Annotated in this window: 23 protein-coding genes, 5 tRNA genes and 1 riboswitch; of the genes, 6 read left to right on the plus strand and 22 right to left on the minus strand. The window is 61.0% G+C overall.

From position 1 onward, the window contains the following. Positions 1 to 74 precede the first annotated feature (74 nt). The 6 genes from AC3Z8Y_RS16690 to rutA form a co-directional block, all read right to left on the minus strand. On the minus strand, positions 75 to 1,316 hold the full coding sequence (locus AC3Z8Y_RS16690; RefSeq protein ID WP_490090023.1) for a glutamine synthetase family protein: 1,242 nt from the start codon (positions 1,314 to 1,316) through the stop codon (positions 75 to 77). Positions 1,317 to 1,504: 188 nt separating this feature from the next. After that, positions 1,505 to 2,023: a flavin reductase gene (locus tag AC3Z8Y_RS16695; RefSeq protein WP_490086778.1), complete on the minus strand. Its 519-nt coding sequence runs from the start codon at positions 2,021 to 2,023 to the stop codon at positions 1,505 to 1,507. A gap of 34 nt (positions 2,024 to 2,057) precedes the next feature. Further along, on the minus strand, positions 2,058 to 2,846 hold the full coding sequence (gene rutD / locus AC3Z8Y_RS16700) for a pyrimidine utilization protein D (RefSeq protein WP_490086779.1): 789 nt from the start codon (positions 2,844 to 2,846) through the stop codon (positions 2,058 to 2,060). Next, entirely contained in the window at positions 2,843 to 3,235 is a 393-nt protein-coding gene (gene rutC, locus AC3Z8Y_RS16705; protein ID WP_181111727.1) for a pyrimidine utilization protein C, read from the minus strand. The genes rutD and rutC overlap by 4 nt, the downstream gene beginning before the upstream one ends. A gap of 14 nt (positions 3,236 to 3,249) precedes the next feature. Continuing rightward, positions 3,250 to 3,999 carry a pyrimidine utilization protein B gene (rutB, locus tag AC3Z8Y_RS16710; protein WP_490086780.1) on the minus strand — a complete coding sequence of 250 codons (750 nt, stop codon included), beginning with the start codon at positions 3,997 to 3,999 and terminating at the stop codon, positions 3,250 to 3,252. A gap of 2 nt (positions 4,000 to 4,001) precedes the next feature. Beyond that, positions 4,002 to 5,144 carry a pyrimidine utilization protein A gene (rutA, locus tag AC3Z8Y_RS16715; RefSeq protein ID WP_490086781.1) on the minus strand — a complete coding sequence of 381 codons (1,143 nt, stop codon included), beginning with the start codon at positions 5,142 to 5,144 and terminating at the stop codon, positions 4,002 to 4,004. Positions 5,145 to 5,424: 280 nt separating this feature from the next. On the opposite strand from rutA, the gene rutR reads away from it, so the two are divergent. Next, positions 5,425 to 6,180, plus strand: coding sequence for an HTH-type transcriptional regulator RutR (rutR, locus tag AC3Z8Y_RS16720; RefSeq protein WP_490086782.1), 756 nt, complete (start codon positions 5,425 to 5,427; stop codon positions 6,178 to 6,180). Between the two features lie 18 nt (positions 6,181 to 6,198). On the opposite strand, the gene AC3Z8Y_RS16725 is transcribed toward rutR, so the two are convergent. Together AC3Z8Y_RS16725 and AC3Z8Y_RS16730 are read right to left on the minus strand one after the other, a co-directional pair. Beyond that, positions 6,199 to 7,518, minus strand: coding sequence for a solute carrier family 23 protein (locus tag AC3Z8Y_RS16725; protein WP_490086783.1), 1,320 nt, complete (start codon positions 7,516 to 7,518; stop codon positions 6,199 to 6,201). A gap of 310 nt (positions 7,519 to 7,828) precedes the next feature. Beyond that, positions 7,829 to 7,903: transfer RNA gene (locus tag AC3Z8Y_RS16730), tRNA-Arg, on the minus strand. A gap of 383 nt (positions 7,904 to 8,286) precedes the next feature. Between AC3Z8Y_RS16730 and AC3Z8Y_RS16735 the strand changes: the two genes are divergently transcribed. Together AC3Z8Y_RS16735 and AC3Z8Y_RS16740 are read left to right on the plus strand one after the other, a co-directional pair. Beyond that, entirely contained in the window at positions 8,287 to 8,529 is a 243-nt protein-coding gene (locus tag AC3Z8Y_RS16735) for a hypothetical protein (RefSeq protein WP_490086784.1), read from the plus strand. A gap of 13 nt (positions 8,530 to 8,542) precedes the next feature. Next, a complete protein-coding gene (locus AC3Z8Y_RS16740) occupies positions 8,543 to 8,728 on the plus strand; it encodes a PA3371 family protein (protein ID WP_490086785.1) in 186 nt (61 codons plus the stop codon). On the opposite strand, the gene phnN is transcribed toward AC3Z8Y_RS16740, so the two are convergent. After that, the gene (phnN, locus tag AC3Z8Y_RS16745; protein ID WP_490090024.1) at positions 8,709 to 9,296 is read right to left on the minus strand and encodes a phosphonate metabolism protein/1,5-bisphosphokinase (PRPP-forming) PhnN; all 588 of its coding nucleotides are present in this window, start codon (positions 9,294 to 9,296) and stop codon (positions 8,709 to 8,711) included. The two genes, AC3Z8Y_RS16740 and phnN, sit on opposite strands and share 20 nt — an antisense overlap. Before the next feature lie 413 nt (positions 9,297 to 9,709). Here phnN and AC3Z8Y_RS16750 point away from each other — a divergent pair, with 413 nt between their 5' ends. After that, positions 9,710 to 10,039: an Arc family DNA-binding protein gene (locus AC3Z8Y_RS16750; RefSeq protein WP_181111720.1), complete on the plus strand. Its 330-nt coding sequence runs from the start codon at positions 9,710 to 9,712 to the stop codon at positions 10,037 to 10,039. A gap of 80 nt (positions 10,040 to 10,119) precedes the next feature. Here the strand turns inward: AC3Z8Y_RS16750 and mgtE are convergent, their stop codons facing one another. Further along, the gene (gene mgtE, locus AC3Z8Y_RS16755; protein WP_490086786.1) at positions 10,120 to 11,562 is read right to left on the minus strand and encodes a magnesium transporter; all 1,443 of its coding nucleotides are present in this window, start codon (positions 11,560 to 11,562) and stop codon (positions 10,120 to 10,122) included. 315 nt (positions 11,563 to 11,877) lie between these two features. Between mgtE and AC3Z8Y_RS16760 the strand changes: the two genes are divergently transcribed. After that, the gene (locus AC3Z8Y_RS16760; RefSeq protein WP_490086787.1) at positions 11,878 to 12,261 is read left to right on the plus strand and encodes a hypothetical protein; all 384 of its coding nucleotides are present in this window, start codon (positions 11,878 to 11,880) and stop codon (positions 12,259 to 12,261) included. A 123-nt stretch (positions 12,262 to 12,384) separates the two neighbouring features. Here the strand turns inward: AC3Z8Y_RS16760 and AC3Z8Y_RS16765 are convergent. The 9 genes from AC3Z8Y_RS16765 to ltaE form a co-directional block, all read right to left on the minus strand. Next, positions 12,385 to 13,607 (minus strand): IS3 family transposase gene (locus AC3Z8Y_RS16765; RefSeq protein ID WP_490086788.1). Its coding sequence is split into 2 segments (ribosomal slippage): positions 12,385 to 13,256 and positions 13,256 to 13,607, totalling 1,224 coding nucleotides; the frame shifts between segments, so codons are not numbered across the junction. 98 nt (positions 13,608 to 13,705) lie between these two features. After that, a tRNA-Arg gene (locus AC3Z8Y_RS16770) sits at positions 13,706 to 13,782 on the minus strand. Between the two features lie 71 nt (positions 13,783 to 13,853). Beyond that, positions 13,854 to 13,930, minus strand: a tRNA-Arg gene (locus tag AC3Z8Y_RS16775). 71 nt (positions 13,931 to 14,001) lie between these two features. After that, positions 14,002 to 14,078: transfer RNA gene (locus AC3Z8Y_RS16780), tRNA-Arg, on the minus strand. 46 nt (positions 14,079 to 14,124) lie between these two features. Beyond that, positions 14,125 to 14,215: transfer RNA gene (locus AC3Z8Y_RS16785), tRNA-Ser, on the minus strand. Positions 14,216 to 14,277: 62 nt separating this feature from the next. Next, positions 14,278 to 14,466 carry a carbon storage regulator CsrA gene (gene csrA / locus AC3Z8Y_RS16790; RefSeq protein WP_181111717.1) on the minus strand — a complete coding sequence of 63 codons (189 nt, stop codon included), beginning with the start codon at positions 14,464 to 14,466 and terminating at the stop codon, positions 14,278 to 14,280. 154 nt (positions 14,467 to 14,620) lie between these two features. After that, complete coding sequence (locus AC3Z8Y_RS16795) at positions 14,621 to 15,856, minus strand: aspartate kinase (RefSeq protein ID WP_181111716.1); 1,236 nt, start codon at positions 15,854 to 15,856, stop codon at positions 14,621 to 14,623. 88 nt (positions 15,857 to 15,944) lie between these two features. Next, positions 15,945 to 18,569 carry an alanine--tRNA ligase gene (gene alaS / locus AC3Z8Y_RS16800; protein WP_490086789.1) on the minus strand — a complete coding sequence of 875 codons (2,625 nt, stop codon included), beginning with the start codon at positions 18,567 to 18,569 and terminating at the stop codon, positions 15,945 to 15,947. A gap of 117 nt (positions 18,570 to 18,686) precedes the next feature. After that, complete coding sequence (ltaE, locus tag AC3Z8Y_RS16805) at positions 18,687 to 19,712, minus strand: low-specificity L-threonine aldolase (RefSeq protein ID WP_490086790.1); 1,026 nt, start codon at positions 19,710 to 19,712, stop codon at positions 18,687 to 18,689. Positions 19,713 to 19,835: 123 nt separating this feature from the next. Beyond that, positions 19,836 to 19,974, plus strand: a riboswitch (FMN riboswitch). Between the two features lie 42 nt (positions 19,975 to 20,016). On the opposite strand from ltaE, the gene AC3Z8Y_RS16810 reads away from it, so the two are divergent. Continuing rightward, entirely contained in the window at positions 20,017 to 20,505 is a 489-nt protein-coding gene (locus tag AC3Z8Y_RS16810) for a 6,7-dimethyl-8-ribityllumazine synthase (RefSeq protein WP_490086791.1), read from the plus strand. Between the two features lie 187 nt (positions 20,506 to 20,692). Here the strand turns inward: AC3Z8Y_RS16810 and astE are convergent, their stop codons facing one another. From astE to astB, 3 genes are read right to left on the minus strand one after another with little or no spacing between them, the layout of a single operon-like run. After that, positions 20,693 to 21,697 carry a succinylglutamate desuccinylase gene (astE, locus tag AC3Z8Y_RS16815; RefSeq protein ID WP_490086792.1) on the minus strand — a complete coding sequence of 335 codons (1,005 nt, stop codon included), beginning with the start codon at positions 21,695 to 21,697 and terminating at the stop codon, positions 20,693 to 20,695. A 20-nt stretch (positions 21,698 to 21,717) separates the two neighbouring features. Next, positions 21,718 to 22,011: a topoisomerase II gene (locus AC3Z8Y_RS16820; RefSeq protein WP_181111711.1), complete on the minus strand. Its 294-nt coding sequence runs from the start codon at positions 22,009 to 22,011 to the stop codon at positions 21,718 to 21,720. Between the two features lie 13 nt (positions 22,012 to 22,024). Then, complete coding sequence (gene astB, locus AC3Z8Y_RS16825; RefSeq protein ID WP_490086793.1) at positions 22,025 to 23,368, minus strand: N-succinylarginine dihydrolase; 1,344 nt, start codon at positions 23,366 to 23,368, stop codon at positions 22,025 to 22,027. Positions 23,369 to 23,409 lie beyond the last annotated feature (41 nt).

Here is a 23,409-nt window from a genome sequence, read left to right on the forward strand (position 1 = left end):
CTCCCGAACAGATGAGGCGAGGCTAAAACAGCAGGCGAAACGGCGGCCCCCGGCGACCGCCAGGGGCCCTTCGATCAGGCTTGCGTGGCCAGCACCCGGCGTTCCCAAGGCGTGATCTCATCCATGAAACTGGTGAGCTCCATGGTCTTGGTCGCGATGTAGCCTTCGATGAACTCTTGCCCGAACAGTTCCACCGCCAGCCTGCTGCCTTTCAGACGCTTCAGGGCGCTGTCGAGGGTACAGGCCAGCGCAAGATTTTCCGGCACCTCGAACGCGCCCTGGATGGGTGGCGTGGGCTCCAATTCATGCTCGATCCCGTACAGGCCGGCAGCCAGGCTGGCAGCGATGGCCAGGTAGGGGTTGGCATCTGCGCCTGGCAGGCGGTTCTCCACGCGCCGGGCCTCGGGGCCGCTGGCGGGAATGCGCAGGCCGGCGGCACGATTGTCTTCCGACCAGCACGCATTGTTAGGGGAGGCATAGGGATGGAACAGCCGCTGATAGGCGTTCACGTTCGGCGCGAACAGTGCGGTGAATTCCCCCAGCGCCGCCTGCTGGCCACCGATGAAGTGACGGAAGGTGGCGGTGGGTTCGCCGCTTTCGGCGCTGAACACATTTCGCCCGCTGCCCACACTGACCACGCTCTGGTGAATATGCATCGAACTGCCCGGTACGCCCGCCAGAGGCTTGGCCATGCACACCGCGATCAGCCCGTGCTTGAGGGCGACTTCCTTGAGCAGGTGCTTGAACAGGAAGGTCTGGTCGGCAAGCAGCAGCGGATCGCCATGCAGCAGGTTGATCTCGAACTGGCTCACGCCCATCTCGTGCATGAAGGTGTCGCGCGGCAGGCCAAGGGCCGCCATGCAACGGTAAACCTCATTCCAGAACGGCCGCAAACCGTTGTTGGATGAAACGCTGAATGCCGAGTGCCCGTCCTCGCGCCGGCCGTCCAGGCCTACCGGTGGCTGGAACGGCTGCGAGGGGTCGGCGTTGGCGGCGAACAGGTAAAACTCCAGCTCCGTCGCCACGACGGGGGCCAGGCCTCGGGCCGCGTAGTTGGCGATGACCCGCTTGAGCAGCGCACGCGTGGACAGCGAGGAGCCGCCACCCTCCAGTTCGTTGGCGTCACAGATGGCGAACGCACGAGGGTGGTCGCTCCAGGGTAGCCGGTAGAGGTGCGCGGGGTCGGGCACCAAGGCAAGGTCGCCGTCATCGCTGCCGTAGAACTTCGCTGGCGGATAGCCGCCCATGATGCACTGCAGCAGTACCCCCCTGGCCAGTTGCAGCCGGCGCCCTTCGGCAAACCCGGCGGCCGTCATTACCTTGCCGCGAGGTACGCCGTTCAAATCCGGCGTCACGCATTCGACTTCGTCCACACCCGCCAGCGGGCCATCGATCAACATCGCGCATTCCTTGTTATGGTCAGTGCCGCGAACGGCTACCGACCAAAACTGGCACTGGCCGTTAAAAATATCAAGCGGCACAGGTAACCAAACGGGGAGCTTCGCTACAGCATCGCCGACAGTTCGTGATAGGCCCGATTGAAGTAGATAAGGCTGCCGACAATGTCGCTGGTGTGAATAGCCATCACCTCGCAGAACATGACGTCGTGGGTGCCGACTTCGGTGCGTTGCCGCAGCCTACATTCGAAGGACACGCTTGCACCCTCCAGCACCGGGCAGCCCGAGGTACCCGGCACCCAGCTCACCGCCGCAAACCGCTCCGCCATCGCTGTCTTGCCACCGAAGCAGTTTGAAATATGCTGATGCCCTGCCCCCAGCACGTTCACACATAGCACGCCGTTCTCCCGAAAGGCCTCATACACAGACGCGCCTCGGTTCAGGCACACCAGCAAGGTAGGCGGCTGATCGGTCACGCTGCACACCGCCGAGGCCGTAAAGCCAGCGAGCCCGCCAGGCCCGTTCGTGGTGATCACATTTACCGCAGCCCCGAGCCGCGCCATTGCATCGCGGAACTCAGCCTTGTCAACGGTGGGCAATACAGGCTCGGCGTTCGATACGTACATAGGTTCTCTCCATCGAAAACGGGATTTGAAAGCCCTAGCGTTGATTGCCCAGGAAAGCCAGCAGCGACTCATTGAACGCGTCGGAGGTGGTGATGTTGTGGGCATGGCCACCGTGAGGCAGCACGTGCGCGGTACTGCCGGCGATGGCTTGGCTCAGCCGAACGGAGCAAGTGGCCGGCACCAACACATCGTCCAGTGCGCTGGACACGAACACCGGAAGGCTCAGCTCGGCCAGGCGCTGGCTCACATCGAAGCGGCGCAAGGCACCAATGCGCGCCTTCATGGTGTCGGCGCCCGGGAAGTGCTCAAAGGCATGGTCGACCTCCGCCTGCACGCGTTCGGCGTGGGCCGCCGCCCAGCTCGCCGGGTACAGAAAAATCGGCTGCGCTTCCACATAGGCACGCGGGCCCACATGGTCGAGCAATGCCAGGCGTGCCTCGAAGCACCGCGCTGAATGAGGGTTGGGCGACGCCCAGGCGTTGATCAGCGCCAGGCTCGAAATTCGCCCGGGCTGGTCCAGTGCCAATTGCAGGCCCACCAGCCCGCCAAGGGCATGACCCACGATGTGGCAGCGCGACACCCCTTCACTGTCCAGGATGCCGATCACATCGTCTGCCATGTGCTCGATGCGGTAATCCGCCGGCAATGGCTGGCGGCTACGACCGGTGCCGCGTTGATCGTAGGTGATCACCCGGTAGCCAGCCTCCAGCAGTGCAGGCACCTGCGGGCCCCAGTACCCCGCCGAACCACCGAGGCCCGAAGACAGCAGCACGGTTTCGGCACCAGGCTCACCATGCACCTCGGTATACAGCCCGGCCGTCATGGGCGTTTGCCGGTATGGGCCACGCTGGCGATTTCCACTAGGGCGTCTGGCTTGACCAAGCCCACTTGTACGCAATACCGCGCCGGCTTCTCGCCCGGGAAGTACTCGGCGTACACAGCGTTGATGGCCGCGTAATCTTCCCAATGCTTGAGGAACACATGGTTGAAGGTCACGTCCTCCATGGTTCCCCCGGCCGCTTCGATCACGCTTTTGATAGTTTCCAGCACGTGGCGCGTCTGCGCACCGGCATCGCCCACATGAACGACGTTGTTGTTACTGTCGAACGGCAAGGTGCCAGCAACATACACGATACCGTCCGCGGTGGTACCTGGTACGAAGGGGCCGATCGGGGTAGCGGTGCCCGGTGGGATAATGGCTTGTTTCGGCATGGCGGTTCCCCTGTTTATCGTTGGTTGCGCACGAGGTTGACGAAGGCTTCGACGCTGGACACCCAACCGAAGAAGGTTTCGATGTTGTAGACCGACCCGGCCTGTATGGCCGCGCCCCCCAGCTCGTGGGTCGCGTCCTCAAGCATCACGCCGAAGTATTCGAGGTGGAAGGCATCGCGCAGGGTCGACTCCACGCACACGTTGGTGGCGATGCCGGTGAACACCAGGTTCTTGATGCCCCGCGCCCGCAGGGTGCTGTCCAGGGTGCTGTTGAAGAAACCGCTGTAACGGGTTTTTGGCACAACGATGTCGCCCTCCTGGGGAGCAAGGGCTTCTACCAGTTCATAATCCCAGCCGCCCTTGGCCAGGAACTGCCCATGAAGCTCGGGGAACTTGCGCATGGTTTTCAGGGCGTTGGATTTGTGCCAGTTCGGCGAACCTGGCCCGCCTGCTTCTACGTACCGGTTGTCCCAGCCGTTCTGCAGATACACCACCGTCACGCCGGCGGCGCGGGCGGCGTCGATGGCCGTGGCGATCCTTGCAATCACGCCTTGGGCACCGGAAATGTCGAAGCCTGCCGAATCCACATAGCCCCCCACCGAGGCATAGGCGTTCTGCATGTCCACCACGATCAGCGCCGTGTTGGAGGGGTGCAGGTACAGCGGTTCGGGGCGCGCTGGCAGCACCCAGGCCGCCTGGCCGTCCACCAGGGGAAGGCCTGCCGGGTTTGCGGAGCTGAGGGTGACTTTTTGACCGATCTCCATGCTCAGGCCTCCACGGCTTCGGCTGTTTCACTGGGTACCGCACCGGCACTGGCAACGGCTTGCGACGGCACCGGAGAAACCGCGGCGATCCGGCTGTTCATCAGGGGCTGGATACGGGTACCGAAGGCCTCCACGCCCTCTACGAAATGGTCGAAGGTCAGCAACACGCCCTCGGTGCCTTCTACTTCGGCCACTTCATCAAGCATGCGGGCAATAGAGGCATACGAGCCCACCAGCGTGCCCATGTTGATGTTCACTGCTGAAGTGGGGTCGGCCATCTGCCGCACGTTGGTGTCCGCGCCGGAGGTTTTGTCCGCGCTGCCTTGAACACCCAGCCAAGCCACGGCCGCTTCGTCCACGCCCGCCTTGTAATGCTCCCATTTGGCCCAGGCGGCCTCGTCGGTCTCGTCGGCAATCACCATCATCAGCACGTAGGTGCTCACGTTTCGCCCAGTGCGCTGGGTGGCTTCGATCAGCTTTTGCGCGGCCGGCGCGAACGCCTTGGGTGTGTTCACGCCCTTGCCGAAGCAGAAGTTGTAGTCGGCATACTGGGCAGAGAACGCCATGCCCGCGTCGCTTTGCCCTGCACAGATCACTTTCATGTCCGCGCTTGGCCGGGGGCTCATGTGGCAGTCGTCCATGGTGAAGTGGTCACCCTTGAAGTCGGACCGGCCCTGCTCCCAGAGGTCGCGCAATACCTGGATGTACTCGGACAGGTACGCATAGCGGGTGCTGAAGAACTCGTCCCCGGGCCACAGCCCCATCTGAGAATATTCAGGCCGCTGCCAGCCGGTGACCAGGTTCACCCCGAACCGGCCGTTGGAAATGGAGTCGATGGTCGAGGCCATGCGCGCGACGATCGCCGGTGGCAGCGCCAGGGACGGCGCAGTGGCAAACAGCTTGATCTTGCTGGTAACCGCCGCCAGCCCTGCCATGAGCGTGAAGGATTCGAGGTTGTGGTCCCAGAACTCGGTTTTGCCGCCGAAGCCGCGCAGCTTGATCATGGACAGGAGAAAATCCAGCCCATAGGTTTCGGCGCGCTGGGCGATCTGCTTGTTGAGCTCAAAAGTCGGTTTGTACTGAGGAGCGTTTTCCGAGATCAACCAGCCGTTGTTACCAATGGGGATAAAGATACCAACTTTCATAGGTGCCTCCGGTTGAATCGCCAGCCTGTGTAGCGGCGTCCTGAGAGGTACTGAGCATGGTATGTGCCAAGATTGAAAAGCCGTTGCTTTTCAAGGCGTTGAAAAATTCGGAAAGATTTATTCAGACCAGATGGTCCGAAGAAGACCGATTGGATGGATTTTCTGCACAGTGCTGAGGCGCAAGGGGCCGTTTCAGTGCACCGCCCGAGGGAAACGCTGCTCCGCCTGGGCCCGGACAGCCTGTTACAATGCCGGACCGATTCGAGGCACGGACAAATCTGTGAACGATAAAACGTCAGAGGGCAGCGCTCCCCCACCCCGAAGGACGGGGCGCAAGGCCGCGCCCACCGCCAAGGCACCGGCCAGAAAAGACGCTCAGGCGGCCGAGGCCGGGGGCCGCAAAATCAGTGAAAAGGCGCGGAACAGGCGCTTGCAGATGGTTGAAAACAAGCGAGCCGTGATCATTCAGGCCGCGCTCGGCTTGTTTTCCATATATGGGTTGCACGGTACCAGCCTGGACCAGGTGGCCACTTCGGCGGACGTCTCCAAAACCAACCTGCTCTATTACTTCGGCAGCAAGGAAGACTTGTACGTCAGTGTGCTGGAGCACGTGCTGGAGATCTGGCTGGCCCCGCTTCGAGGGTTCAGCGCCGAGCAGGACCCCCTCGAGGCCATTGGCCAATACCTTCGGGTAAAGCTCGAGCTGTCCCGGGACCACTGTGCCGAATCCAAGCTGTTTTGCATGGAGATCATGCAAGGGGCGCCCTTGATCCGCTCGCAGCTCACCGAGCCGCTGCGTGAGCTGGTGGCCAGCAAGGTAGGGGTGATCGAGCAGTGGGTCGAGGCCGGAAAGCTCGCGCCGGTCGACCCCTATCACCTGATATTCACACTGTGGAGCACAACCCAGCACTACGCCGACTTCGGCGCCCAGGTGCATGCGGTCACTGGCAAAAGCCTGTCCGACCCGGTGTTCTTCGAAGACACCCTCGCCAGCATCAAGGCCCTGGTGTTCAACGGGCTCAAGCCGAGGCCCTGACCTCGGCGGCCCCAGCTGTTATCTCGAAGATGCCCGGGCGCTCATCACCTCGGCGCCTGCGACCTTGCGGCGATTGAGCAGTTGGTTAAGGACGATCGCGCCGAAGGTGGCGGTACCCAGCCCGCCCAGCGCAAAGCCACCCAGGTGCAAGGTGAAATCACCTGTACCCAGAACCAGCGGGATGGCAGCGACCAACAGGTTGCGGCTATCGGAGAAATCCACCCGGTTCTCTACCCATATCCGTGCGCCGGCAATGGCGATCAAGCCAAACACGACGATAGACACCCCTCCCATGACCGGCACGGGAATGGTGTGCACCACAGCGCCGAACTTGGGCGACAACCCAAGGAGGATGGCTGCAATGCCCGCGACGATGAACAGTGCAGTGGAATACACCTTGGTCGCCGCCATTACACCGATGTTTTCCGCGTAGGTGGTCATGCCGCTCCCCCCCACGCCCCCGCTTATCACCGTCGCAATGCCATCGCCAATGAAGGCGCGGCCGATCGATTTATCCAGGTTCTGCCCGGTAATCGACGCAATGGCTTTTATATGCCCCAGGTTCTCGGCGATCAGAATCACCACCACGGGGATGATCAGCAACGCCGCCGACAGGGTGAACACAGGCGCCTGGAACGCGGGCATGCCAAGCCACGGGGCGGCCGCGATCTGGTCAAGGTTGATAGGCGTGCCCAGGCCCATCAGGTTGGCGAGCACGAAGTAAATGAGAGTTGCCGCGATCAGCCCGACCAGTAGCAGCATTCGCTGCAGCAGCCCCTTTGTGTACACCGCGATGCAGGCGACACACACAAAGGTAATGAGCTGCATCCAGGTATCGAAGCTCGACGAGGCCATTGTCTTGATGGGCACACTGGCAAGGTTCAGGCCGATCACCGCTACCACCGTGCCTGTTACCACCGGCGGGGTGATGTGCTCGATCCAGGCTACCCCGGCGGCTTGCACCACAATACCGATGGCCACATACACCAGCCCGCACAGTACGATCCCGCCAAGTGCCAGCGGGATGTTCAGGTTGGGGCCGCTACCCGCATAGGCAGTGGCTGCGGACACGGCGCCGATGAAGGCAAAGCTGGACCCCAGGAAGCTTGGCACCTTGCCCCGCGTCACCATAAAGAAAATCAGCGTACCGATGCCGCTCATCATGATCGCGACGTTGGGATCGAAACCCATCAGCAGCGGGGCCAGCAATGTCGCGCCGAACATCGCGAACACATGCTGTATGCCAAGGGCGATGGTCTGCGGCCAAGGCAAACGCTCGTCCGGGGCGATAATACCGCCCAGGTCGGCTTTTACAGACCAGGAAAACGGGTTGTTCATATAACGTCCACCCTTCGATAGTAGGATTGTCCCGGCAGCTTGCCCGATACGATGTGCAGCCAAGCGCGCGGCCGCAGCGTGGCCAACTGAGCAGGATGTATGCCAGGGAAATAAAACCGATAAGGATGAAGCACTTATATATAGACCCGAGGTTGATGCGGACCTGTTGGTCCACTTCAGAGCACTCGCTCAGTGCAGGCGCGGCCATTGCTGGTGCAACAAGGCCCTGAACTGGCAGGCAAGCGTGTGCGACAGGCAAGGCCTATGTTTAGGGGCTACGCTGGAAGAGAAGCAGGGTTGGGATGTGGCGTGGTGTCCCCGGCAGGAATCGAACCTGCATCTGAGCCTTAGGAGGGCCCCGTTCTATCCGTTGAACTACAAGGACGTGATGCGCAATGCCAGCAGGGCTGCAGGCACTCGAGAGGTTGCCGGGAGGGCCCGGCCGAAGCGGGTGCAAATCTATCACCCCGCCCTGGGAGATGCAAACCGAGCTTTGGCGGCGCATAAAACGCGAAGGTGCAAACGAAATAATCTAAGCAATGGAGGCACATTGCCTTACTGCCGCTGGACTTTACGAAGGGTCTTCGTGCAATCTGCACGGGCAAAAGTGTCAAACAATGCACAATGCATGCAAGCGTTTCGAGTTAGTGTTGCTATGGTATTGATTTAAAAGGGATTTTTAATGCCGCGCGGATTGGCACAAGGGGTGCTACCGCTGTAGTCGGCAGCTATGAATGGTCAGCCAGCTACACCACCTTGGAGACATGGATGAACGCCGCCCTCTACCTCTTCAACGCTTTGGCAATGGTTGCCGTAGTTTCGTTTCATTTTTTTGCCGAAGCCCCGAATGCTCAGGTTCACATCAACGTGCAGGACTGGGTTCAACGGCCGGCTGCCCAGCGGGCTGGAATGCACGAGCGCGCGCCTGTGCCAGTGCTGGCCACCACGGCCCCAGGGATGGAAGAGCAGGGGCCGCTACCTGCGCCCCGTCTGGATCGATACACTTTTTAAGGCGGGCTCGAGCATGTCCAGGTCTGCAATAATTTTCCTGGCCGGTAGCTTGCTGTGCTTTCTGGCAGCCGCCGTTGTCCCCTACCCCAGTAGCGCACTAAGCACCTTTCTGCTCACGCTGAGCCTGGGCTGCGCCGTGCTGTTCGTATTGGCGCTGATACGGGGAAAAAAATTCCGTTTCAATCCCCAGCTGCGTTGAAGCGTTGTTGATCTATCACTGCCAGTAGCGCCGCTGCCGCGTCAGGCAGTGCACCTGAGTTATCAATGGTATGCAAGCAAGGGGCTTCCCCCTGCCAATCAGCGGCCGTATGATGCAGCCGCTCATTGCGCGACAACCGGCTTTCGATCTGGGCCGGCGTTTCTCGCCCTCTGCTCACCAAACGCTGGCGTAACACTTCCGTGTCAACGGTCACCAGCACCGCCACAAGGTCCGGGTACTTGCCCAGGGCCTGCGGTAGGTATCCTCTTGAACCGTTGACCAGTACCCAGCGTCCTTCGGCCAGGCTGTTTTCAATGTCGGCAGGTATGCCGTACATCAAGCCATTGGCCCCCCAACTCAAGGCGAATTCCCCCTGACCGAGCATGTGTTCAAAGGCTTCGCGGGTAACTCCCACGGCCTGTTCCCCCTTGGCTTCGGCAGAGCGGGTGATAACCCGTCGAACCACCTCGATACCGCGCGCGCCCAGACCTTCCCGCGCCGCCTCGATCACGCTGTCCTTCCCGGCGCCAGAAGCCCCTATAAGATAAACCAGCCGCCCTCGCCGCATTTTGTCCGCCTCTTGATCGGTACTGCGCACCGCGCACTCGCTAATAGCCTGATTGCCACTATGCTGACAGAGTACCTTGAGTGTTACAGGTGGGCAAAAGCGGGGGCCCCTGGTTTTCCCCGTGCGTGCCTGCGCGAACCAAAGGCAGTGGAACGCACCGGGCGACCGGATGAAAGGCTGGCGATGTGCCATTTTTCCGAACCAGTGCACATTTCGGATTTTCCGTACTGGCGAAGCGCCCTCGCACAGTTCAGAATTTGTCACAGAATTGGCGCCAAGGTTATGGCATATCACAGGCATAATGTGCAGCCAAGCGGTCCTTCTGATGGAACGTTTGGTAAAAATGACTGTCGTACCCACATCCTGCGGCCCGCTCCGAGGAACCGCTTTCCTGAACTCAACCGGTTAACTATATGCGCCCAATGAAACAGGCAGTCTATTCCAGCCGCACCGCAGACAAGTTTGTCGTCCGCCTTCCCGATGGGATGCGCGAACGCATCGCTGAGGTCGCCCGGACCCACCACCGCAGCATGAACTCTGAAATCATCGCGCGGCTGGAGCAGAGCCTCATTCAAGAGGGTGCGCTCGGCGAGGAGCTCAGCATGCGCCTCGACAGCCCGGAGCTCTCGCTTCATGAGCGCGAACTGCTTCAGCGCTTCCGCCAGCTCGCTCATCGCCAGCAGAATGCGCTTATTGCGTTGATCGCACACGATGCGGAGATGTCCGCCGACGCCGACGCGTAATCAACGGGCGCGTACACAGCAGGTGCACACAGCAAAAAGGCCAGCATTCGTGCTGGCCTTTTTGTTTATGCTAATTACGTTCACATCAGGAAAAGTGTCGCCAGGCCCAGGAAGATGAAGAAGCCGCCGCTGTCGGTTACCGCGGTAATCATCACGCTGGAGCCCATGGCAGGGTCCCTGCCAACCCGCGCCAGGCTCATGGGAATGATCACGCCCATGAAGGCGGCAAGCAGCAGGTTGAGCGTCATGGCGGCAGTCATCACCAGGCCAAGGGACCAGCTGTGGTACAGCAGCCACGCCACCAGGCCGATGACACCGCCCCAGATAAGCCCGTTCAGTACCGCAACGGATAGCTCCTTCTTGAGCAGGCGCCGGGTGTTACCTGTGCTTACCTGGTCCAGCGCCATGGCGCGTACGATCATGGTGATGGTCTGGTTGCCCGAGTTGCCGCCGATACCCGCCACAATGGGCATCAGTGCCGCCAGTGCCACCAGCCGCTCGATGGAGTCTTCGAACAGGCCGATCACCCGCGATGCGACGAAGGCCGTGATCAGGTTGATGGCCAGCCACGACCAACGGTTACGCAGCGAGCGCCATACCGATGCGAAGATGTCTTCCTCTTCGCGCAAACCGGCCATGTTCAGCACTTCGCTTTCGCTTTCCTCACGAATGAGGTCGACCATTTCGTCGATGGTAAGGCGACCGATGAGGCGCCGGTTCTTGTCCACCACCGGCGCGGACACCAGGTCATAGCGTTCGAATGCCTGCGCCGCCTCATAGGCATCGGCGTCGGGGTGGAAGGTGACCGGGTCATTGGCCATCACGTCCGAAACGCGCTTCTCGGGGTCATTGACCAGCAGCCGCTTGATCGGCAGCACGCCTTTGAGCACACCGTCCTGGTCAATCACGAACACTTTATCGGTATGGCCCGGCAACTCCCGTAGCCGGCGCAGATAGCGCAACACCACTTCAAGGGTCACGTCTTCGCGGATGGTGACCATCTCGAAGTCCATCAGCGCGCCAACCTGGTCGTCCTCGTAGCTCAGGGCCGATCGAACGCGCTCTCGCTGCTGCGCGTCCAGGCTTTCCATGAGCTCGTGCACTACATCGCGCGGCAATTCCGGGGCAAGGTCTGCAAGCTCGTCGGCGTCCATTTCCTTGGCCGCCGCCAACAACTCGTGGTCTTCCATGTCCGCGATAAGGGTTTCGCGAACGGCATCGGATACTTCCAGCAGGATGTCACCATCACGTTCGGCCTTTACAAGCTGCCATACGGTAAGGCGGTCATTGAGGGGAAGGGCTTCGAGGATGTAAGCGATGTCGGCGGAGTGCAGGTCATCGAGCTTGCGCTGAAGCTCGACGACGTTCTGCCGGTGCACGAGATTTTCGACCAAGGCCCTGTGCTGCCCTTCCTGCCGATGGGTCAGGTCTTCAACCACCCGCTGCCGGTGCAGCAGTTCGATTACCTGGCCAAGGCGATCCTGCAGGCTTTCTTGCAGGTTTTGGACTTCGACTTCGGTCATAGGTGTACTCCACTCCCAGTAGTGGACCACACCAGGAGATCAATCAATCAGTGCAATAGGGGCCAAAGGCGTTATTAAGGTTCTACTGGGTAAGTCCATGGAAGGAATTCCGGAGCCCCGGCGGGGCAGACGGCGGCAATGATACCCGGTCGATGGACTTTTTGGTTACTAAATTGTGGATTTACAAATGCTTGCCGGCCCATGCAGGCAAGGTATAGCAGGTTTATGTGACGAAGCATTCGGCAATAGACCATTCAGTCTGCGCGCGGTGCATCCGCTAGGCTTGGAGAGTGGAATATGGCCAGGGAGGCCGCTATGGCAAGCTTGAACCCAAGGTTCTGGATGTTGGCACTTCTTGCCTTCGGCCACGAAGCGGGCGCCACAACGGTACAGCGCTGCGTGGGCAGCGGCGGGCACCTGACCTTCACTCACACGTCATGCCCGGACCACAGCGAAGGGCAGCGTGAGCGTGTTTCAAGCCCGACGCCGGGCAGCGTAGCGCCTGCTGTGCGGGAGGCGTCAAGCCAAGCGCCGAAGGCCCGCCGCAAGCGCGCATTGAATGCTGATGCCGGCGCGGTGAGAAAGTCCGCCACTGTACCGAAGCAGATGCTGCCTATGGAGGAGAAGGCTATGACGGAGAAGAAAGGGAAGAAAAAGAAGAAAGTGAAGTACACGCCCTGGCGGCCGACGCGCAGCTAAGGCTACCTGTATAAGCCAAGCCGGGCCACGCTGAAACAGCGGCCCTGACGGGCCGGTCGCCGCCAAGGCGGGGCTGCTCCGTGGCATGTCTAGTCCTGAAATAGGTTTACACCTGTTTCAGTCTCAAAACGCCCGATGCACCGCATCGGGCGTTTTGTATTTCAGGGACAGGTGTGGCCGTTCCGCGTTGTAGATCAGCACCGATTCATCCACCATTTTCACTGCTTCCGCCAGATTTTTAGGCCGCCATAGCAAAAGCTCGGTCTTCAAGATCCCGTTTACCCTCTCTGCCAGAGCATTCTGGTAGCAGTCATAGCCGTCGGTCATTGAGCATCTGACGTCATGGCTAGCGTGTAAGCCCTGGTAAAGCTCAGAGCAGTATTGGGCTCCACGGTCTGAGTGATGGATCAGTGGCAGCCTGCTTCGGCGTTCGCTAACTGCTTTTTCCATCGCTTTGATCACCGACTCGGTATGCAAGCTCTCATGCACATGATGTCCCACGATCTTGCGCGAGTAAGCGTCTGTCACGAGGCTCACGTAGGCGACGCTTTCCTGTGTCGGTAGGTAGGTTATATCTGCGACCCAGACCTGCTCGGGCCTGCTGGCAACGATTTGCCCTAGGCCCGCTTTGAGCAAGTTCGGATGGCGGCGAAAGCGGTGATGGCTGTCCGTCGTTTTATGGTAAGCCCGTTTGCGCACCACCAGTTCTCGAGCGTTGCGCAAGATGCTAAATAGGCGGTCTCTACCGACCTGCACTGGCGCGCCGACTTCGACGCTCATCAGGTAATGCAGCTTACGCGTGCCTATCCTGGGCTGGCGGCGGCGCTTTTCAAGAACAAAGTCCATGACCTCTTGATCTTGACGAGCCCTCGCGTCAAAAGCTCGATTACGTTGGTAATACGCTTGGCGCGAAATGCCCATGAACAGGCAAGCCCTGGTGATGCTCAGGCCTTGGATTTGCCCTTGCGAGAGGACTTGCCGGGTCGCTTTTTTACGACGGAAACACCATAGTCATTCTTCAGAACATTCACGACGGCTTCGAAGAATTGCGCCTTCTGATTGCTTAGCGCCAGCTGCTCTTCGAGCTCTTTGATCCGCTGCTCGGGTGTCAGCGGGAGAGTTGGCTCGGTCACGGACCTGCTCCTCGGCTCTCGAATTGAGGCGCCTTGGCTCCAGTCCTGCCGGCCATGCTTGCGTAGCCAGACCAGTACCGTGGACCGGCCCTGAATGCCGTAGCGCCGTTGAGCCTCTTTATAACTCAACTCGCCCTTTTCGACCTGGTCTACGACCGATAATTTAAAGGCTAGCGTGTAGTCACGCTGGCTCCGCCTTTTGCCCGAATCCATTGGCTCCTCCTGAAGATAGGTCAGAAGGTGTAAACCTTATTCAGGACGGGACAGCAAGCAAAAAAAAGCCCACATCCGGAGATGTGGGCTTTTGCAAATGGTGCACTCAGGAGGATTCGAACCTCCGACCGCTCGGTTCGTAGCCGAGTACTCTATCCAGCTGAGCTATGAGTGCAGGTTGGCGTTGTTAACCCAGTCTCCCCTGGGTTCAGGATTTCTGAGGAATGAACCTCAGAACCTCTGATATGGTGCACTCAGGAGGATTCGAACCTCCGACCGCTCGGTTCGTAGCCGAGTACTCTATCCAGCTGAGCTATGAGTGCAAGTTGGCGTTGTTAACCCAGTCTCCCCTGGGACTCAGGACTCCGGAAGATAAACTTCAGGGCCTCTGATATGGTGCACTCAGGAGGATTCGAACCTCCGACCGCTCGGTTCGTAGCCGAGTACTCTATCCAGCTGAGCTATGAGTGCATGTGCTGCCTAGGTGATTCGCCTTCCAGCAAACCCACTTGAATAATGGCGGAGAAGGGGGGATTCGAACCCCCGACACCCTTTTGAGGTGTACTCCCTTAGCAGGGGAGCGCCTTCGGCCACTCGGCCACCTCTCCGCAACACGGGGCGTATATTAACCACGTTCTTCCCCGTTTGCAAACAAAAAAAACGAAGAAAATTAAAGGCTTGGTTCTTCGCCCTTCTCCTTGCGAATTCGCTGATAGATTTCTTCGCGGTGCACCGCCACTTCCTTGGGCGCGTCTACGCCAAGGCGCACCTGGTTGCCCTTTACGCCGAGCACGGTGATTGTGATTTCCCCATCGCCAATCACCAGGCTTTCGGCGCAACGGCGGGTAAGAATGAGCATGAAAATCTCCTAACGGTATTTATTCGGGAATGGTCTGCAAAAAAGGGCGTCACGGCGGCCGAAGCCGAACCGATTGCCAAAACGGCCGTGGAAGAACCTTCCCGTGCCGTAAAAGAAAAAGGGCGCGGCCATGGCCGCGCCCCTTCTGGTCGGCTTACTCGCCCTGTCGGGCGGTCGCGTCCAGGTCGAAGGCCGTGTGCAGGGCGCGCACGGCAAGCTCCAGGTACTTCTCTTCGATAACCACCGACACCTTGATCTCGGACGTGGAGATCATCTGGATATTGATGCTCTCCTTGGCCAGTGCTTCGAACATACGGCTGGCAACACCCGCGTGGGATCGCATGCCTACGCCCACGATCGACACCTTGGCGATCTTGGTATCGCCAACCACTTCACGGGCGCCGATTTCAGCCGCAGTGGCCTGAAGCACGCCGAGCGCCTTCTGGTAATCGTTGCGGTGAACCGTGAAGGTGAAGTCGGTGGTGTTATCGTGGGACACATTCTGAACGATCATGTCCACTTCGATGTTGGCACCGCTGATGGGCCCCAGGATCTTGAACGCCACCCCTGGGGTGTCCGGCACGCCACGGATGGTCAGCTTGGCCTCGTCGCGGTTGAAGGCGATGCCGGAAATGATCGGCTGTTCCATGGTTTCCTCTTCATCAATGGTGATCAGGGTCCCGGGACCCTCCTGGAAGCTGTGCAATACGCGCAGCGGGACGTTGTACTTGCCAGCGAATTCCACGGCACGGATCTGCAGTACCTTCGATCCCAGGCTGGCCATTTCGAGCATTTCCTCGAAGGTGATCTTGTCCAGCCGCTGGGCCTGGGCAACCACGCGCGGGTCGGTGGTATAGACGCCGTCCACGTCGGTGTAAATCTGGCACTCGTCGGCCTTCAGCGCCGCTGCAAGCGCCACACCGGTGGTATCGGAGCCACCACGGCCCAGCGTGGTGATGTTGCCGTTCTGATCCACGCCCTGGAAGCCGGCTACCACGACCACGCGGCCAGCCTTGAGGTCTTCGCGCAGGCGCTGATCATCGATCTGCAGAATACGCGCCTTGTTATAGGCATCATCGGTAAGGATGCGCACCTGGTTACCGGTGTAGGACACCGCCGGCACACCCCGCTTGATCAACGCCATGGCCAGCAGGCCAATGGTCACTTGCTCTCCCGTGGACACCACCACGTCCAGCTCGCGCGGCTCGGGTTGATCAGTAATCTGTTTGGCCAGATCGATCAACCGGTTGGTTTCGCCACTCATTGCCGAAAGCACGACCACCAGGTCGTGGCCTTGCTCGCGGAATTTCTTGACCTTATCGGCCACTTGCTCGATACGCTCGATGGAGCCCACCGAAGTGCCGCCAAACTTCTGTACGATCAAAGCCATTTCAACGCCGCCTCACGCCCACGCAGGGCACCCATTAAACATCCGCACACTTGCAGCCACGGCCGGGCCGTGGCGCATGCCGCCGGGATTACAGCCCACCTTCGGCGAATGGCACAGCCAGTGCCAGGGCCTGGTCAAGGGCTGCGACATCCACGCCGCCGCCCTGAGCCATGTCCGGCCGGCCGCCGCCCTTGCCGCCAACTGCCGCCGCGGCCTGCTTCATCAGATCGCCCGCTTTCACGCGCGCCGACAAGGCTTTAGTGACACCGGCAACCAGCACTACTTTTTCATCGTGCACGCCACCGAGCAGGATCACGCCTTCGCCCAGTTTGTTCTTGAGCTGGTCGACCAGGGCCAGCAAGCCCTTGCCGTCCACGCCATCCAGGCGCGCGGCCAGCACCTTCACGCCTTTCACGTCCACAGCGCCAGCCAGCAGGTCATTGCCCGCGGCGCTGGCAGCTTTTGCCTGCAGTTGCTCCAGCTGCTTCTCGAGTTGGCGGTTGCGCTCCAGCACGGCTTGCAGCTTGTCGAGTACGTTTTCACGGCTGCCCTTGAGCAGCGACGCGGCTTCCTTCACTTGTTCTTCAGCGTTGTTGAGCAGGGCCAGCGCGGTTGCGCCGGTCACCGCTTCGATACGGCGCACGCCCGAGGCCACGCCGCTTTCGCTGGTGATCTTGAACAGTGCAATGTCGCCGGTGCGCTTGGCGTGAATCCCGCCACACAACTCCACCGAGAAGTCGCCGCCCATGGTGAGTACGCGCACGCGCTCGCCGTATTTCTCACCGAACAGGGCCATGGCGCCTTTCTGCTTGGCGCTCTCGATGTCCATCTCTTCGATCTGCACCGGCGTGTTGCGACGAATCTCCCGGTTGACGATATCTTCCAGCGCCTTGATCTGTTCGGGCTTGATCGGCTCGAAGTGGCTGAAGTCGAAACGCAGCCGCTGGCTATCGACCAGAGAGCCTTTCTGCTGGACGTGATCGCCAAGGATTTCGCGCAGCGCGGCATGCAGCAAGTGGGTAGCCGAGTGGTTCAGCGAGGTGGCCTGTTGCAGGTCGCCTTCAACCTGGGCCTGCACTGTTTCGCCGACCTTCAAGCTGCCCAATGCAACGAGGCCGTGATGCAGGAATGCCCCGCCCGACTTGGTGGTGTCGCTTACCTGGAAGCGGCTGTTGCTACCCTGCAGCGTACCGCGGTCGCCCACTTGGCCACCGGATTCGGCGTAGAACGGCGTGCGGTCGAGAATGACAACCCCCTCCTCGCCTTCGGCCAGTTCCTGTACCGACTGCCCATCTTTATAGAGCGCTACAATTTTGCCTTCGCCGTCGTGGGTGGTGTAACCCAGGAACTGCGTGTCTTCCTCGACCTTCACCAGGCTGTTGTAGTCCAGGCCGAACGCGCTGGCCGACCGGGCGCGCTCGCGCTGGGCGTCCATTTCGCGTTCGAAGCCGGCTTCGTCCAGGGTGAGGTTGCGCTCACGGGCGATGTCGCCGGTGAGGTCCATCGGGAAGCCGTAGGTGTCGTACAGTTTGAAGATCACATCGCCGGGCACTACGTCGCCCTTGAGCTCGGCCAGGTCCTGCTCGAGGATTTTCAGGCCCTGCTCAAGCGTTTTGGCGAACTGCTCTTCCTCGCCCTTGAGCACGCGCTCGATATGCGCCTGCTGGTTTTTCAGTTCGGGGAAGGCTTCGCCCATCTCGGTGACGAGGGCGGCGACGATGCGGTGGAAGAACGCCCCGCGCGCGCCCAGCTTGTTGCCGTGGCGGCAGGCGCGTCGAATGATCCGGCGCAGCACGTAGCCGCGGCCTTCATTGGAAGGCAACACACCGTCGGCGATCAGGAAGCCACAGGAACGAATGTGGTCAGCCACTACCTTGAGCGACGGCTGGCCCTCGTTGCCGCAGCCGATGGCCTCGGCAGACGCGTGCAGCAGGTGCTGGAACAGGTCGATCTCGTAGTTCGAATGCACGTGCTGCAGCACCGCGCTGATCCGCTCCAGGCCCATGCCGGTGTCTACCGACGGCGCTGGGAGAGGATGCAACACGCCATCGGCGGTGCGGTTGAACTGCATGAACACGTTGTTCCAGATCTCGATGTAACGGTCGCCGTCTTCTTCCGGGGAGCCGGGTGGGCCGCCCCAGATGTCCGCGCCGTGATCGTAGAAGATCTCGGTGCAAGGGCCGCAAGGGCCGGTATCGCCCATGGTCCAGAAGTTGTCCGAAGCGTACGGGGCACCTTTGTTGTCGCCAATGCGCACCATGCGCTCGGCCGGCACGCCCACTTCCTTCGTCCAGATGTCGTAGGCTTCGTCATCGCTGGCGTAAACGGTAACCCACAGCTTTTCCTTGGGCAGGTTCAGCCATTTTTCCGAAGTGAGGAAGGTCCAGGCGAAGGTGATGGCGTCACGCTTGAAGTAATCACCGAAGCTGAAGTTGCCCAGCATTTCGAAGAACGTGTGGTGGCGTGCGGTGTAGCCCACGTTTTCGAGGTCGTTATGCTTGCCGCCGGCGCGCACGCACTTCTGGCTGCTCACCGCGCGGGTGTAGGCGCGCTTTTCCTGGCCGAGGAAGCAGTCCTTGAATTGGTTCATCCCGGCGTTGGTGAACAGCAGGGTCGGATCGTTGGCGGGGATCAGAGAGCTTGAGGCTACACGGGTGTGGCCTTGCTCTTCGAAGAAGCGGAGGAAGGCTTCACGGATTTCTGCGCTTTTCATAGGTTCTTCCACGGAGACAGCGGCCAGAGGCACAGGCTTGGCGTCGAAACGACGGCAAAGGGCCGCATTATATCGGCCCCGCCGTCAGGGTACAGTGTGTTTGTACGATTGAGTCCATCAATTGGACGATTCGTATCCGGTTTGGCGTGCGAAGCCGGCGAACACCTCAATCACCTGGTCGATCTGACGCGCGTCCACATCAAGATGCGTGACCAGGCGCAAGCGTGGGCTGGCTGTCAGGCGTACACCCTGCCCTGCCGCGTAGTCCCGCAACGCCGCCGCAGCCGGGCCGACCTGTACATACACCATGTTGGTCTGCACGGGCTCTACGGGGTAGCCGAGTGCGCCAAGCCCTTCGGCGAGGCGGCGGGCATTGGCATGGTCGTCTGCCAGGCGCGCCACGTGATGGTCCAGCGCATACAAGCCCGCTGCGGCCAGAAGGCCGGCCTGGCGCATGCCACCGCCAACAACCTTGCGCCAGCGCGTGGCGCGGGCAATCAGTGCCCGGTCGCCGCACAGCACGGAGCCCACGGGAGCGCCGAGGCCTTTGGACAGGCAGATGGACACTGAATCGAAATGCCCGCTGATCTCACCTGGCGCCACGCCCTGAGCGACCGCGGCATTGAACAGCCGAGCGCCATCGAGATGCAAGCCCAGGCCGCGCTCCGTGCACAGCGCCTTGGCGCGCGCCAGGTAATCCAGCGGCAGCACCTTGCCCTGCATGGTGTTTTCCAGCGCCAGCAGCCGAGTGCGGGCGAAGTGGAAGTCGTCGGGCTTGATGGCAGCGATTACCTGATCCAGATCCAGCGACCCGTCGCTCTGGTTTTCCAGCGGCTGCGGCTGGATGGACCCCAATACCGCCGCACCGCCACCTTCGTATTTATAGGTATGGGCTTGTTGGCCCACGATGTATTCATCCCCTCGCTCGCAATGAGCCATCAGCCCCAACAGGTTGCTCATGGTGCCGCTCGGTACGAACAGGCCTGCTTCGAAGCCCAGCTCTTCGGCCAGCCGCGCTTGCAGGCGTGCGACGGTAGGGTCCTCACCATAAACGTCGTCACCGGTTTCGGCGCGCGCCATGGCCTGGAGCATGCCCGAAGAGGGGCGGGTCACGGTATCGCTGCGCAGGTCGATCGGGGTCATCAGGCCTCTCCTTGAGCGGGCGCGAGGGAATAGCGCCCTAATGAAAAAATCTAACACGCCACGCAGGGAAGGATTCCCCCTGCATACCTGGCTGTGTTAATAATGCCGCGCCGCCACACGCGGCAACGTTCTCAGGGCGGGGTGCGATTCCCCACCGGCGGTAATGGCATAGCCTAGCCCGCGAGCGCTCGTTTCGGCGAGGTCAGCAGACCCGGTGTGATTCCGGGGCCGACGGTATAGTCCGGATAAAGAGAGAACGGGGTGCCTGCGCGCTCCTTTCACTCGTGTGCCCTGTTTATTGCCAATGAACAGGAGAGTCATCATGCAAAACCAATCCGCTTCGCGCATCGCCTTCATCCAGGCCAGCTGGCACAAGGATATTGTGGACCAGAGCCGCCTGGGCTTTATCGAAGGCCTCGCCACGCTTGGCGTGAGCGCCGATCAAGTGGACTTCTTCGAAGTTGCCGGCGCCTATGAAATCCCTCTGCACGCCAAGCTGCTGGCGCGTTCCGGCCGCTACGTCGGCATTGTCGGCGCCGCGCTGGTGGTGGACGGCGGCATCTACCGCCATGACTTCGTGGCACCGGCGGTGATCGACGGGATGATGCGCGTACAGCTGGACACTGAAGTGCCGGTGTTTTCGGTAGTGCTTACCCCGCACCACTTCCATGAAGGCAGGGAACACCATGATTACTTCTTCCGGCATTTCCATGTGAAGGGCCTCGAAGCGGCGCGGGCGTGCGTGGATACGCTGACGAAGGTGCGTGACCTCAAAGGCATGATTGCGGGGTAACCCCCTTAAAACCGTCTGGAAGCGGCGGGGCCAGCCATCCGGCATTAGCTCGCGAAAGATTTATTGCCTATTCGCGAGCTCCGCCCGCCCCCCCCAGGAGAGCGAGCTCTTTCAGGGGATGGTTGAATCCTGCGGGAGCAGGGCGGAGCCGGAGGCGAAGCTCGCGAATAAGGGCTTAAGCAAACCGCTAAGACAGCTGCTTCCCACAGGGCACGATCACAATGCCTGCCCGCAGGCCATTGCGCACCTTGGGGTTGGGGAAGATGATCCGGGCGCCCTCCTCCTCGATCACCCATCGCGTGCCTTCGTCTTCGGCCAGAAGGTAACCGGTGGGCAACTCGGAAAAGTTTTCCACGTCACCGGGCAGGTGAAGCTGGAAGCTATCGCTGTGCTTGATGATTTCGCGGGACACGCTGAACAGCTGTAGCCCGGTGAGATCGTCACCGTCGGCCATACCATCGCTGCCCTCGATCAACCCACGCAAGCATGCATCCAGCCGTGTCAGGTTTACCCCGGCGTTCTGGCCGAACGGGCGGGCCTTGCCCAGCTCCAGTGTAAAGGCCTCGGCCCCCAAGGTTTCATAGGTGTAGGCACTGAAGGTGATTGCCGGGCGATTCTGCAGCAGTACGGCTTCCATCCCCGCTTGGCGCAGGCGTGCCAGTTCAAGCCGCGAGTGCTCACGGCCTTCCTTCCACGGGTAAAGCGCAAACTGTTCGATGCGCGAGCCACGGATGGCGGTATGCAGGTCGTAGTGCAGCCGCTGGCGGTCCGGGCGGCTGAAGAAGCTGGCGGCCAGCCGCTCCAGCTCACAGGCACGCATGGCCTCAAAGCCGCTGGACAGCTCATGGCGGCCGTTGAACAGGCGATTCACGTCCTGCTCCACATAGCGCTCACCGCGCCGGATGGCCTCCGGGTTACCGAAAAGGAAGAGCAACCGCGCCCGGGGCTGCAGCTCATTACGCGCGATGGCGTGAATCAGTGAATCCAGAAGCTCGATGGGCGCGGTTTCGTTGCCGTGGATGCCCGCCGACAGCAGCAGGTCCAGGCCATTGTCGCGGTCCGCATGAGGGCGCACTTCCAGCGCGCCTGGCGCGAGCCAGCGCAGGCAGGTGCCGCTTACCGTCATCTGAGTCTTCTGCGCCGGCTCACGGTCGGCCAGGGTGAGTTCCAGCAGTTTTCCAAGCGACAGCATAGGCGGGCTCCCGGCCAGGGTCAGTGGTGGTGGCCGCAGTCGGGGCCATGCACGTGGCCGTCTTCTTCATCAGCCAGTTCGGCAGGTTCCATTTCCAGCTGCAGGCTTACCAGGTTGGTGGCCATCGGGCGCATCAGCAGGTTGGCGTACTCGGTATCGCCTTCATCCACATCCACGCCGATCAACAGCTGGTCGTTGCCGCCGATTTGAATCCAGAGTTCCTTGCCTTGCCACATCACCGCCAGGCGGGTGCAGGAGGTTTCAAGCTGAGTGCCGTCGTCGTCTTCGAGGATCAGCCGCAGGGCATCTGACATAGTGGGGTTCCCTTCAATTGAGTTGGAATGGATAAACCGAGCCGAGCTGCAGCAGCCCGGTGAGTTCATCCAGCGCTGTACGGCACTCTACCAGCAATTGTGGATCAGCCAGGTCCGCATCGCTCAGGCGATCGCGGTAGTGGCGGTCCACCCACTGGGTCAGCCGCTCGTACAGGCTGGCCGTCATGATAACCCCTGGGTTCACCGCCGCCAGTTCTCGTTCGTTGAGGGCCACGCGCAGGCGCAGGCAAGCCGGGCCGCCGCCGTTCTGCATGCTCTGCTTGAGGTCGAACACCTGAACCTGGGCAATCGGGCCGTTGCCAGCCGTGAGCGCCTGCAGGTAATCCCATACCCGCGGGTTGGCTCGGCATTCTTCTGGCACGATCAACAGCATGCGGCCGTCGGCGCGGGTAAGCAGCTGGCTGTTGAACAGGTAGGAGCGTACAGCGTCCTCCACGCTTACCTGATCGCGGGGCACGCTGATGGACTGAAAATGCCCGCCCCGCTGGCTCAGTTTCATCGCCAGCTCGCCCAGCACCTGCTCGGTCTCCAGGAAAGCGTCCTGGTGATGGAACAGTACCTCGCCGTTGCCCACCGCGATCACATCGTTGTGGAACACGCCTTGGTCGATCACTGCCGGGTTCTGCTGTGCATATACCGTCCCGGCCTCGCTCAGCCCATGCAAGCGCGCCACCGCTTGGGAAGCTTCGAGGGTTTGCCGCGCCGGGTAGCGCTGTGGCGAGGGGCGGCTATCGAAGGCCGCACGGCCGTACACGAAAAACTCAACCCCCGGCGCGCCATAGTCCTTGCAGAACCGGGTGTGGTTCGCCGCGCCTTCGTCACCGAACTGAGCCACCGCAGGCAGCGCGGCGTGGTGGGCGAAATGGGCAGGGGCCGCGAACATGGCGGCCAGCACCCGGCTGGTGGTGGGGTGTTCGATACTGCGGTGGTACTTGCAGTTGAGGTTGGCCGCAGTGAAGTGCACCCGGCTGTCGGCAGTGTCGGCGCTAGGGCTCACGGTAGCAGCGTTGGCCACCCACATGCTCGACGCCGAGCAACTGGCTGCGAGAATCGGCATGGCATCACGGGCAGCGGCGGCGATCACTTCAGCGTCGCTGCCGGCGAACCCCAGGCGGCGCAGGCCAGCCACATCCGGCCGCTCTTGTGGCGCCAGCACGCCCTGCACAAAGCCCATGTCGCTCAAGGCTTTCATCTTCGCCAACCCCTGCCGCGCGGCTTCCCGCGGGTTGGACTGCGCCTGGCTATTGCTCTGCGAAGCAACGTTGCCATAAGACAAGCCGCCATAGTTGTGGGTAGGCCCCACCAGCCCGTCAAAGTTGACTTCAAACGCTTTCATTGGCCCGGCTCCCGCTAAATGTCTTATGGCTTACTACTTTT

The organism is Pseudomonas sp. 3MAES_34.3B, assembly GCF_058145875.1.